Origin of the sequence: Acinetobacter sp. S4400-12, from assembly GCF_024129495.1 — a bacterium.
Lineage (GTDB): Bacteria > Pseudomonadota > Gammaproteobacteria > Pseudomonadales > Moraxellaceae > Acinetobacter > Acinetobacter lwoffii_C.
This window is the reverse complement of the sequence record NZ_JAMXYB010000006.1, coordinates 73,415-85,881: the sequence shown is the minus strand read 5'-3', so window position 1 is coordinate 85,881 and position 12,467 is coordinate 73,415. Positions and strand designations below refer to the sequence as shown.

9 protein-coding genes are annotated in these 12,467 nt (G+C 43.8%); all 9 read right to left on the bottom strand.

Annotation, left to right across the window (positions count from 1 at the left end; genetic code table 11):
* Nucleotides 1-21: 21 nt before the first annotated feature.
* Nucleotides 22-912 carry a succinate--CoA ligase subunit alpha gene (gene sucD / locus NI461_RS04905; RefSeq protein WP_253156677.1) on the bottom strand — a complete coding sequence of 297 codons (891 nt, stop codon included), beginning with the start codon at nucleotides 910-912 and terminating at the stop codon, nucleotides 22-24.
* Between the two features lie 12 nt (nucleotides 913-924).
* On the bottom strand, nucleotides 925-2,091 hold the full coding sequence (gene sucC, locus NI461_RS04900; protein WP_253156675.1) for an ADP-forming succinate--CoA ligase subunit beta: 1,167 nt from the start codon (nucleotides 2,089-2,091) through the stop codon (nucleotides 925-927).
* 177 nt (nucleotides 2,092-2,268) lie between these two features.
* Nucleotides 2,269-3,702, bottom strand: a complete 1,434-nt coding sequence (lpdA, locus tag NI461_RS04895; protein ID WP_174659515.1) for a dihydrolipoyl dehydrogenase — start codon at nucleotides 3,700-3,702, stop codon at nucleotides 2,269-2,271.
* A 59-nt stretch (nucleotides 3,703-3,761) separates the two neighbouring features.
* Nucleotides 3,762-4,976 carry a 2-oxoglutarate dehydrogenase complex dihydrolipoyllysine-residue succinyltransferase gene (gene odhB / locus NI461_RS04890; RefSeq protein ID WP_151206428.1) on the bottom strand — a complete coding sequence of 405 codons (1,215 nt, stop codon included), beginning with the start codon at nucleotides 4,974-4,976 and terminating at the stop codon, nucleotides 3,762-3,764.
* Between the two features lie 17 nt (nucleotides 4,977-4,993).
* Nucleotides 4,994-7,816, bottom strand: a complete 2,823-nt coding sequence (locus NI461_RS04885) for a 2-oxoglutarate dehydrogenase E1 component (protein WP_151202964.1) — start codon at nucleotides 7,814-7,816, stop codon at nucleotides 4,994-4,996.
* Between the two features lie 831 nt (nucleotides 7,817-8,647).
* The gene (locus NI461_RS04880; protein ID WP_151202966.1) at nucleotides 8,648-9,358 is read right to left on the bottom strand and encodes a succinate dehydrogenase iron-sulfur subunit; all 711 of its coding nucleotides are present in this window, start codon (nucleotides 9,356-9,358) and stop codon (nucleotides 8,648-8,650) included.
* Nucleotides 9,359-9,372: 14 nt separating this feature from the next.
* Nucleotides 9,373-11,271, bottom strand: a complete 1,899-nt coding sequence (gene sdhA / locus NI461_RS04875) for a succinate dehydrogenase flavoprotein subunit (RefSeq protein ID WP_151202968.1) — start codon at nucleotides 11,269-11,271, stop codon at nucleotides 9,373-9,375.
* Nucleotides 11,272-11,283: 12 nt separating this feature from the next.
* Nucleotides 11,284-11,649, bottom strand: coding sequence for a succinate dehydrogenase, hydrophobic membrane anchor protein (sdhD, locus tag NI461_RS04870; RefSeq protein ID WP_151203043.1), 366 nt, complete (start codon nucleotides 11,647-11,649; stop codon nucleotides 11,284-11,286).
* On the bottom strand, nucleotides 11,649-12,047 hold the full coding sequence (sdhC, locus tag NI461_RS04865) for a succinate dehydrogenase, cytochrome b556 subunit (RefSeq protein ID WP_151202970.1): 399 nt from the start codon (nucleotides 12,045-12,047) through the stop codon (nucleotides 11,649-11,651). Before sdhC ends, sdhD begins: the two co-directional genes overlap by 1 nt.
* Nucleotides 12,048-12,467 lie beyond the last annotated feature (420 nt).

Below are 12,467 nucleotides of genomic sequence, written 5' to 3'. Positions count from 1 at the left end.
ATTTTTTAAAGAAGTTTTAACTTACACTAAACCTTTCTCTTTCAATACTTCCAACATAGTAGAACCGAGCTCAGCCGGACTACGCGTATACGCCATTCCTGCACGTTCAAAAGCTGCAAATTTCTCTTCTGCAGTGCCCTTTCCGCCTGAAATGATCGCACCGGCATGCCCCATACGCTTGCCTTTTGGTGCTGTTACACCCGCGATATAACCGACTACCGGCTTAGTGACATTCGACTGGATATATTCTGCTGCTTCTTCCTCAGCAGTCCCGCCAATTTCACCAATCATAATAATGGCTTCAGTTTCAGGATCTTCCTGGAACAGTTTTAAGCAATCAATCTGGTTCATGCCCGGAATTGGATCACCTCCAATACCGATACAGGTTGACTGACCCAAACCTAGCTTCGTGGTTTGCGCAACGGCTTCATAGGTCAAGGTACCTGAACGCGAGATAATTCCGATTTTACCTTTCTTATGAATATGGCCCGGCATAATTCCGATCTTGCATTCTTCAGGTGTAATAATCCCTGGACAGTTTGGACCAATCAGGCGTGTACCATTGCCATTGGTTTCAAGATAACGCTTAGCCTTTAACATATCGAGTGTTGGTACACCTTCAGTGATCACCACAATCAAACCAATACCAGAATCCACCGCCTCTACAATTGAATCCAGTACGAAAGGCGCAGGAACATAAATGACAGAAGCATCCGCATTGGTTTCACGAACCGCCTCACGCATGGTGTTAAATACGGGTAGATCCAGATGGGTCTGACCACCCTTGCCTGGGGTTACCCCGCCCACCACTTGGGTACCATAAGCAATCGCTTGTTCTGAATGAAATGTGCCGTTTTTGCCAGTGAAGCCCTGTACCAATACTTTCGTGTCTTTATTAACTAATACGCTCATGTTAGATACCCCTTAAGCTTTCACAGCAGCAACGATTTTTTCTGCAGCATCAGCAAGGCCTGTTGCAGAAATTAATTTCAAACCAGATTTATCCAGTAATTGTGCTCCTAATTCTGCATTGTTCCCTTGCAGGCGAACAACCACAGGCACTGTCACATTCACTTCCTGAACTGCTGCAATAATTGCTTCAGCAATCATGTCACAACGTACAATTCCACCAAAAATATTGATCAATACTCCTTGTACAGAGCTATCTGCCAAAATAATCTTAAAGGCTTCAATTACGCGATCTTTGGTTGCGCCGCCACCGACATCAAGGAAATTGGCCGGCTGTCCACCATAGAGCTTGATAATATCCATGGTTGCCATCGCAAGACCGGCCCCATTGACCATACAACCAATATTGCCCTCTAGTGCCACATAGTTCAAATCAAATTCAGAAGCTTTTAATTCACGCTCATTTTCCTGTGAGGTATCACGTAGTGCTGCAATCTCAGGCAGACGGTATAAAGCATTTGAATCAATACCAATCTTAGCATCCACACAAAGAATATCGCCATTTTCACGCACAGATAGCGGGTTAATTTCAAACAGGGCAAAATCATTTTCTATGAATGCGTCATAGGCTGCACTCATAATTTTGACAAACTGATTGATTTGCCCATCTTTAAGTTTTAGTGCAAAAGCGGCTTCACGTGCCTGAAATGGCAATAGACCAACCAGCGGATCTACCTCAACTTTAATAATTTTTTCCGGGGTTTCTTCTGCGACTTTTTCAATATCAACACCACCTTCGGTGGATACCATAAAAGTGACTCGGCGGCTTGAACGATCCACCACAGCCCCTAAGTACAACTCACGCTCAACGGGATATACATCTTCTGATACCAGAATACTGTTTACCGGCTGTCCATTAGCATCCGTCTGATAAGTCACCAGACTTGAGCCAATAATCTGATTAGCATATTCGGCTGCTTCTTCTGCCGACTTTACCACTTTAACACCACCTGCCTTACCACGACCACCCGCATGAACCTGGGCCTTGAGGACTGCAAACTTTCCGCCTAATTGCTCAAATGCCTGTACGGTTTCATCAGCATTAGTGGCAAGTATGCCTTCCTGTACTGGCATACCATATTTTTTTAATAACGCTTTGGCTTGATATTCATGTAAATTCATTGATTAACCTTTTACTACTTATTTGACTTGTTATACATCGACCCATATTTCTTGATTCACAATCAAGATTGGTGTTTTAGAACTCAATGTTGTTTCTTATCTTTATTCTTAGATGATTATTCATATAAAAACAACCACCAAATGCAAAAAGAGCGGCTTAAGCCGCTCTTTTTGGTATTACTTACGTTTACGCTGAATCGCGTGAATCGCTCGTCCATCCACAGCTAAAGCTGCTTCATGTACAACTTCAGAGAAGGTTGGGTGACCAAAAGTCATCAATTGCAGATCTTCAACACTCGATACAAACTCAAGTGCGATCATACCTTGGTGAACAATATCAGACGCAGCCGGCCCAATCACATGCATACCCAGTAAACGGTCAGTTTTGGCATCCGCAACAAATTTCACGAAACCAGCATTTTCACCTGCCGCCATGGCACGACCATTCGCAGCAAAGCCAAATTGGCCAGTCTTCACTTCGTGGCCTTTTTCTTTCGCTTGCTCTTCAGTTAAACCTACCCACGCCGCTTCAGGGTGTGTATAGATAACTGAAATGATAGTGTCGTAGTTGACTTGTGCAGCATGACCGTGGATACGTTCAACTGCCATAACACCTTCTTCCATGGCTTTATGTGCAAGCATTGGACCACGTACCAAATCACCAATTGCGTATACGCCTTCAATAGAAGTTGCACACCAATCATTTACTTCAACCAAACCACGTTCAGTCAGTTTGATCCCACAGTCATCAGCCAACAGGCCTTCAGCATAAGCACGACGCCCTACACACACGATCAACTTATCGAAAGTTTGAGTTTTTTCTTCACCACCTTGTGTGTATTTAACTGTAACTTCACGGCCATTCACTTCGGTGCCAGACACTTTCGCGCCAACACGGATATCTAGACCCTGTTTAGTTAACAGTTTTTGATAGTCTTTTGCCAAGGCTTTATCCGCCATTGGTAAAAAGGCATCCATTGCTTCAAATACAACAACTTCAGCACCCAGACGACGCCAGACAGAGCCAAGCTCCAGACCGATAACACCCGCACCAATCACGCCCAAACGCTGAGGTACTTCCTGGAACTCAAGTGCACCAGTCGAATCAACAATAAGGTCTTGATCAACAGGCGCTACCGGAATATTGACCGGCACAGAACCCGTTGCCAAGATGACATACTTCGGTTCTAAAATTTGAGTTTCACCTTCGTGCGACACAAATTCAACTTTTTTGCCTGCCAGCAATTTACCCGTACCTTTTAACCATTCGATACCGTTGCCTTTCAAAAGACCGTCGATACCCATGGTTAATTGGTTAACAATTTTGTCTTTACGAGCAAGAAGTTTTGCAAGGTCAAATTTCACTTCACCAGTCGTAATACCGTGATCATCTAAGTGATGCACTGTATCTTCATAACGGTGAGAAGAATCAAGTAACGCTTTAGATGGGATACAACCCACGTTTAAGCAGGTACCACCTAGAGACGGCTTGCCTTTATGAATACGTTTTTCGATACAGGCAACTTTATAGCCAAGTTGCGCTGCACGGATTGCAGCTTCATAACCACCAGGGCCGCCGCCAATAACAACAAGATCAAATTGTTGAGACATTTTTATCTCCAAAAATGGGCTTAGAGGATCGCCCTAAGCCCATGCTTTATTTTTTAGAATTAAAGGTCAAGGATCAGTTTAGCTGGCTCTTCTAACAATTCTTTGATTGTTACCAAGAAGCCTACTGCTTCCTTACCATCAATCAGACGGTGGTCATAAGAAAGTGCCAGGTACATCATTGGTAGAATTTCAACCTGACCATTCACCGCCATTGGTCGCTCCTGGATTTTGTGCATACCCAGAATTGCTGTTTGTGGTGTGTTCAAAATTGGCGTAGAAAGTAATGAACCAAAAGTACCACCATTAGTAATGGTGAATGTACCGCCAGTCATATCTTCGATACCCAGCTTACCGTCACGTGCCTTAGCAGCATATGCACGGATACCACTTTCAACTTCAGCATAGTTCATGCGATCGGTATCACGAAGTACAGGAACCACTAGACCACGGTCAGAAGATACTGCTACACCGATGTCGTAGTAACCATGGTAAACGATGTCTTCACCATCAATAGACGCGTTTACTGCCGGGTAACGTTTAAGTGCTTCAGTTGCTGCCTTAACAAAGAATGACATGAAGCCCAGACGCGCACCGTGGCGTTTTTCGAATGCATCTTTATATTGAGCACGCATGTCCATGATTGGTTTCATGTTTACTTCGTTGAACGTCGTCAACATTGCTGTTTCTTGAGTTGCAGCAAGTAGACGTTCAGCAACACGCTTACGTAGACGCGTCATTGGAACACGTTTTTCAATACGTTCACCAACAGCTACACTTAATGGTGCAGCAGCAGGAGCAGCTGGCTTCGCCTGGTGATTTGCCACGTCTTCTTTAGTGATACGACCACCACGGCCTGTACCTTCTACATCGCTTGCAGCAATACCAGTTTCAGTCAAGGCTTTACGTACTGCAGGCGCTTGGTCTTGTACTTGCTGACGCTCAACAATTGGTGAATTACCTGCTTCAGTATTCGCCGCAGCTTGTTCAACTTTCTCTTCAGACTGAACTGCCTGAGTTTGAGCAGCGCCAGAAACAGCGCCTTCTTCAAACTGTGCAATCACTTCAGCTGAAAGTACTGTATCACCTTCGTTTTTCACGATTGATGCAATAGTACCGTCTGCAGGAGCAACAACTTCTAAAACAACTTTATCTGTTTCAATATCGCAAATCACTTCATCACGTGATACTGCTTCACCTGGTTGTTTGTGCCAAGTTGCGATCGTACCGTCCGCAACTGACTCTGGGAATACCGGTGCTTTAATTTCGGTTGCCATTCTTTAGAATCTCCTGATTATTCAGCATCGATCGCAAGCGCGTCGTTGATGAGCTGAGCTTGTTGTTTTGCATGCAAATATGGTGAACCACATGCCGGTGCAGCAGAAGCTTCACGGCCTGCGTAGCTAATACGTACTTGTTTACCTGATTTCATTACATCATCGTATAAACGAGGTGCGATGAACAGCCAAGCGCCCTGGTTTTTCGGCTCTTCTTGCGCCCAAACAATTTCTTTGATGTTCGGATAAGCAGCAAGGACTTCCGCCAGACGTGCTTCAGGATATGGATACAATTGTTCAATACGTACAATCGCAGTATTGTTCAATTCTTTTTCACGACGTTTTTCCAGTAAGTCGTAGTAAACCTTACCACCACATAACACGAGACGAGTTACATCTGCCTTGTTGATGTTGTCGATTTCGTCAATCACTGTCTGGAATGTGCCAGTTGCCAGCTCATCCAGGGTAGAAACCGCCAGCTTATGACGCAGCAATGACTTCGGTGACATGATGATCATTGGTTTACGGATCGGGCGGATCGCCTGACGACGTAAAGCATGGAAAATCTGTGCAGGGGTAGTCGGTGTCATCACTTGCATGTTTTCTTCAGCACATAACTGCAAGAAACGTTCCAGACGTGCAGAGGAATGCTCAGGACCCTGACCTTCATAACCGTGTGGAAGTAGCATAGTTAAGCCACACACACGCTCCCACTTGGTTTCACCAGACGAGATAAACTGGTCAATCACCACTTGTGCACAGTTTGCAAAGTCACCGAACTGCGCTTCCCAGATAATCAAGCTCTTTGGAAGAGTTGTTGCATAGCCGTATTCAAATGCCAGTACTGCCATTTCAGACAATAATGAGTCATAAATTGCAACACGCGGCTGGTTCTCTTTGATATGGCACAATGGAATATAAGTTGAACCATCCACCTGATTATGCAGTTTTGCATGACGATGTGAGAAAGTACCACGACCTACATCTTCACCAGTTAAGCGCACCAGATAACCATCATCCAGAAGAGAGGCATAAGCTAAAGTTTCAGCAGCACCCCAGTTCAACGGTATTTCACCAGTCTGCATTTTCAGACGGTCATCAATGACTTTAGACACTTGGCGTTGCATGACAAAACCTTCTGGAAGCTCACGCATTTTTTTGCCAAGTTCTTTTAGGCGCTCAAGTGAACAGGTCGTGTCCCACTCGTCTGTGTAGTCATGACCCAGATAAGGTGTCCAGTCCACAAACATTTTTTTGTTCGGCTCAAGAACCAAAGCGTTAGCAACATGATTGCCCGCTTCCAAATCAGCGCGATAGCTTTCAATTAACTGGTCTGCTTCTGCACGGTCAAGCACGCCTTGTTGTACCAGCTGATCTGCATAAAGCGTACGAGTTGTCGGCTTCTTGTTGATCACTTGATACATCATTGGCTGGGTTGCAGCCGGCTCATCCGCTTCGTTATGACCACGACGACGGTAACAGAACATGTCAATCACGACATCTTTACGGAAAGTATGACGGAAATCATGTGCCAGTTGAGAAACGAAAATCACCGCTTCAGGATCATCACCATTGACATGGAAGATCGGTGCCTGAATCATTTTTGCAATGTCAGTACAGTATTCTGTAGAGCGCGCATCACGTGGGTCAGAGGTTGTAAAACCAACCTGGTTATTGATGACGATATGAACCGTACCACCTACTGTATAGCCACGCGTTTGTGACATCTGGAAGGTTTCCTGGTTAACGCCCTGACCTGCAAATGCCGCATCACCGTGAACGATAAGCGGTAATACATCATCACCACCAATGTCTTTACGACGGACTTGGCGTGCACGCACCGAACCTTCAACCACTGGTCCAACAATCTCAAGATGCGACGGGTTAAATGCCAGTGCCAAGTGAACTTCGCCACCCGGAGTCATGACGTTAGAAGAGAAACCTTGGTGATATTTAACGTCACCAGAACCTTTCTTGTGGATTGATTTACCTTCAAACTCACCAAACAGGTCAGCCGGGTTTTTACCCATGATATTGACAAGAAGGTTCAGACGGCCACGGTGTGGCATACCAATAACCACTTCTTTACAGCCTACTGAGCCGGCACGCTGAATAATCTCATTCACCATTGGAATGAAAGATTCACCACCTTCAACACCGAAACGTTTCGCACCAACAAATTTATTACCCAGATATTTTTCCAGGCCTTCAGCAGCAGTCAAGCGCTCCAGAACATGCTTTTTCTGTTCTGCATTTAAACCATACTGACCGCGCGCACTTTCCAGACGCTGCTGGATCCAGCGTTTTTCTTTAGTGTCCACGATGTGCATGTATTCAGCACCGATTGAAGAGCAATAAATTGCTTCCATCGCCTGAACCATTTCACCCAGAGTCGCTTCTTCTTTACCGATAGCGAGATTGCCGGTATTGAACACAGTGTCCAGATCAGACTGGGTTAAACCATGCGCAGCAAGATCCAGATCTGGAACAATTTCACGCTTTGCCAAACCTAATGGATCGAGTTTTGCTTTCTGATGACCACGATTACGGTAAGCAGCAATCAGCTGTAATACGCCAATTTGACGACGTTCATGCTCTGAGCTTACTGCTGATTGGATAACAGGCTGAATACGGCTTGAATTGCGACCTAAAAGTAGGAATTGCTCACGTACATTACTGTGTGGTTGATCACCTTTTGGGAATTTATCGAAGTACGCTCTCCAGTCAGCACCTACTGAGTCTGGAGCAGTGAGGTACTGCTCATAAAGTTCTTCAATATACGCTGCACTATCAGCGGAAAGTTCAGTGTCAAGACGCAGAGCGTCAGCAACTTCTTGCATTTGTGGACCCATTTCCTATTGCAAAAACATTTTCAGGATGCTTTTTAAGCAAAACCCAGGATTTTTAATGTCAAATTTGTAATATGACATTAGTCCCCCATAAGGCATAAGCCATGAGGCGTTATCACCACACCAAGTAAACCTTGATATGTTTAATGAATAATAACGCCCCTCAGCGGCATCATCACTCATTGAATACCCGATCGTGACCGAGCAATTTTTTTGCAAATCGACTTAGGAAAAACAAGGTTTTAACGCATATTTTTGCTAAAGCGACTTTTATATAACCTTATATAACACTCTCTTTCAGTTGCAGTGTTTAAAAAATGTACCCAAGTGGCACACTTTTTCGATTTAAACTTAGGCTAAATGCTAACATGTTATCAGTTTTCAATTGATTTTTTTGACACATACCTCCTATAAATTGGCTAAATACAGTGTAGAAGTTTTACTCTACTATATGGTGCTGTATTTAAAAATCAGATTCAACGTAGACTTAAGTCCAAGACTTTCCTAACGAATCAAGATAAATAAAAAGAGAGCAAATCTTTCAATCCACTCCCTTTACACCAGCAGTTATATAATAACATCCTTCTGTTTATTTTTCAGGTCACTTTTACATCTAAAAACCATAAATGAATAAAATAATCAGATGCATGTTCATAGTTGAGGTCAGCACCTGATATTTTGCGCCTTTTTTCTCTAACCCACATGATGTATTTTAAGCATTACATCCCTGTTTTTCTATTTATCATTTTTACATCTAGCTCAAATATATAAAAAAAGCACACCAGTAGGTGTGCTTTTTTTGGGAACTGATTGCTTAGCCTATTAGCCTGCCATATCTAAAAGCATATTACGGATGTGACCGATTGCTTTAGTTGGGTTCAGACCTTTCGGACATACCGATACACAGTTCATGATACCTTTACAACGGAACAATGAGAATGGGTCGTCAAGACGAGCCAAACGCTCCTGAGTACCTGTATCACGCGAATCAATAATGAAACGGTATGCATTCAACAATGCTGAAGGACCCAGGAACTTGTCCGGGTTCCACCAGAATGATGGGCATGAAGTTGAACAACATGCACAAAGAATACATTCATACAGACCATCTAGATGCTCACGCTCTTCCGGAGACTGCAAACGCTCTTTTGGTGGCGCAGGCTGGTTGTTGATCAAGAACGGGTGAATCTTGTTGTACTGATCGTAGAACTGATTCATGTCTACCACCAGGTCTTTTACGACAGGAAGACCTGGAAGTGGACGAATAGTAATTTCATTTGGCAGATCATTGAGGTTCCAAAGACACGCCAAACCGTTTTTACCATTAATATTCACACCATCAGAACCACAGATCCCTTCACGGCATGAGCGACGGAATGTCAAAGATTCGTCCTGAACTTTCAATGCAAGAAGCGCATCAAGCAACATACGGTGCTTATCAGTCAATTCAAGCTTAAAAGTTTGCATGTACGGTGCTTTATCCTTATCAGGATCGTAGCGGTAGATATGAAATGTACGAGTACCTCTACTCATCTTAAATCTCCTGATTAGAATGTACGTGGTTTCGGTGGAATAGCCTCTACCGAAAGTGGCTTATAACGTACTGGCTTATACTCAAGACGGTTATCCGCAGAGAACCACAAAGTGTGTTTCATCCACTCATCGTCACGACGGCCATATGGATACTCTGGGTGATCCGGCGACTCTTCAAAGTCCACTACGGTGTGGGCACCACGACATTCTTTACGTGCAGCAGCTGAAATTAATGTCGCTTTTGCAACTTCATACAAGTTTTCAACTTCTAGCGCTTCAATACGTGCAGTGTTGAAAACTTTAGATTTGTCTTTCAAGTGAATGTTGCGAACACGTGGCTCGATCGCAAGAATCTGTTTCACACCTTCTTCAAGAAGCGCAGTGGTACGGAACACACCCGCGTGGTCTTGAACGATGTCACGAATTGCATCGGCAACTTCTTGAGCATTTTCACCACTGGTTGATTCATCCAGTTTACGAATACGCGCAACTGTTTCTTCAAGCACATTTGGTGGAAGTGGCTGATATTCATCACCGTGATGTTTAGTCACATAATCAATGATATGTTCGCCCGCAGCTTTACCAAATACAACCAAGTCAAGCAGTGAGTTAGTACCTAGGCGGTTGGCACCATGTACAGACACACATGAACACTCACCGATGGCATAGAAACCTTTTACCGGTTTAACAAAGTTACGCTCACCCGCATTGGTCGAGTAAACATCTGTGTCTTTGTTGTAGTTCGCTTGCAGCTCTTGAGTCTCACGGCTTTCAGGAATAACTACCTGACCATGAATATTCGTTGGAATACCACCCATTTGGTAATGGATTGTTGGCACTACAGGAATTGGCTCTTTAGTGATGTCAACGTTCGCGAATTTCTTACCAATCTCGAATACAGATGGCAGACGCTTCATGATCGTATCAGCACCCAAGTGAGTCATATCAAGAAGGATATAATCCCCTTTAGGACCACAACCACGGCCTTCCTTGATTTCCTGGTCCATAGAGCGTGATACGAAGTCACGCGGCGCCAAGTCCTTCAAAGTTGGAGCATAACGTTCCATGAATGGTTCGCCGTCTTTGTTACGAAGGATTGCACCTTCACCACGACAACCTTCTGTTAACAATACGCCCGCACCCGCAACACCTGTTGGGTGGAACTGCCAGAATTCCATATCTTGTAATGGAATACCTGCACGCGCCGCCATACCAAGACCGTCACCAGTGTTGATATACGCGTTAGTAGATGCACGGTAAACACGACCCGCACCGCCAGTTGCAAACAAGGTTGCTTTGGCTTGGAATACTGCAATTTTACCAGTTTCCTGGTCAATTGCTGTTACACCCAGCACATCACCTTCTTCATTACGGATCAGGTCAAGCGCGATCCACTCTACGAAGAATTGAGTGCCCATTTTCACGTTGCTTTGATAAAGCGTGTGAAGAAGCGCGTGACCCGTACGGTCAGCTGCAGCACATGCACGTGGAACTGCTTTTTCACCGTAGTTGGCAGAGTGACCACCGAATGGACGTTGGTAAATTGTACCGTCCGCGTTACGGTCAAATGGCATACCTAAATGTTCTAATTCGTATACCACTTGAGGTGCTTCACGCGTCATGAACTCGATCGCGTCCTGGTCACCCAACCAGTCAGAACCTTTCACCGTGTCATAGAAGTGATAGTGCCAGTTATCTTCTTGCATATTACCAAGAGATGCACCAATACCACCCTGTGCTGCCACAGTATGTGAACGTGTCGGGAATACTTTAGTCAGTACTGCTACTTTCAGACCCGCTTGAGCAAGCTGGTAAGAAGCACGCATACCAGAACCACCACCACCAACGATAACTGCATCGAAAGTTTCATGTGGAATATTTGTGTAATCGTCTTTAGGGGTTATAGCGCCCATGATTGTTTCCTATCAATTCGCCCAAAAAATCTGGATCGCCCAGATCGCATATGCAAATACAGCAATAATCATTGCTGAAGTCAGTACAAGGCGTAAACCTGAAGCTGATGGACCCATCTGACGAGTAGTTACATAGTCAGTAAATACTTGCCACATACCAATCCACGCATGCGCAACAAGAGATAAGACAGACAATAAAGATAAAACCTTCATTGGAGTTGTCATCATAAAGCCGTACCACTGTTCAAAAGTAAAACCGCTGTTGCACAGGATCCAACCTAGAATAACAACAGTATAAACAGCAAGAACAACGGCACTTATACGCTGGATAAACCAGTCGCGTGAACCTGAACCCGTTAAACCAGTAGCACTTTTCATTAGAGTACGATCCATACAAATGACGCAACGATACCGATTGCAGACAAGATTAATGCGATAGTAGCTGCTGTGCGACCACTTTGCAGTTCTTCTGCAACACCAACGTCAGCAAGTAAATGCTTAACACCAGCGATAAAGTGGAAAATTAAACCGGCTACAAATACCCATACGATGAAGCGCACAATAAAACCGTTAAAGATTTCCTGTACTTGTGCAAAACCCTCTGGTGAAGACAATGATTTGTCTAAAATCCACAAAAGGACCGGTACGAGTAAAAATACGATGACACCTGAAAGACGGTGTAGAATTGATGCAATAGCCACGGGTGATTTTAAGTTTACTTCTAAAACTTGACCCATGGACAAATTGACAGGTCTGTTGCTTTTCACAGCGGGCATCCTGTAGTTAAAAACTCCATCCGGAGTTTGTTGGAATTAATTCGAAGGAAAGCTGGCATTGTCAGGCAAATACATGCCGAACGTAAAACGACACTGAATTATAAAACGTCAACTATTAAAACACAAACAGCTCACTCAGGCTTTTTAGGTAAAAAACCTTTAAATAAGAATCATTAACAAAAACTCATCAATGACCCCACCAAAATATAGCTTAGTGTTTTATGCTTATATAATTGTTTTTAAATAATTAAGTAGATAAATTCGCTCTGTTGCCTGATTTATTCTTATACCGTTTGAATTTAGACTAAAGATGAAGAATCTTGTCTTAAATTGTAAAGTACGGGCTTCTTTTTTGAGTTAAATCAAATATCTGCATTTATAAAACAAATAACAATTATGACCAAAATGAATGATATACAA

Coding starts and splice junctions, on each gene's coding strand:
- sucD (WP_253156677.1), bottom strand. CDS start 912: ATGAGCGTATTAGTTAATAAAGACACGAAAGTATTGGTACAGGGCTTC.
- sucC (WP_253156675.1), bottom strand. CDS start 2,091: ATGAATTTACATGAATATCAAGCCAAAGCGTTATTAAAAAAATATGGT.
- lpdA (WP_174659515.1), bottom strand. CDS start 3,702: ATGTCTCAACAATTTGATCTTGTTGTTATTGGCGGCGGCCCTGGTGGT.
- odhB (WP_151206428.1), bottom strand. CDS start 4,976: ATGGCAACCGAAATTAAAGCACCGGTATTCCCAGAGTCAGTTGCGGAC.
- NI461_RS04885 (WP_151202964.1), bottom strand. CDS start 7,816: ATGCAAGAAGTTGCTGACGCTCTGCGTCTTGACACTGAACTTTCCGCT.
- NI461_RS04880 (WP_151202966.1), bottom strand. CDS start 9,358: ATGAGTAGAGGTACTCGTACATTTCATATCTACCGCTACGATCCTGAT.
- sdhA (WP_151202968.1), bottom strand. CDS start 11,271: ATGGGCGCTATAACCCCTAAAGACGATTACACAAATATTCCACATGAA.
- sdhD (WP_151203043.1), bottom strand. CDS start 11,649: ATGAAAAGTGCTACTGGTTTAACGGGTTCAGGTTCACGCGACTGGTTT.
- sdhC (WP_151202970.1), bottom strand. CDS start 12,047: ATGCCCGCTGTGAAAAGCAACAGACCTGTCAATTTGTCCATGGGTCAA.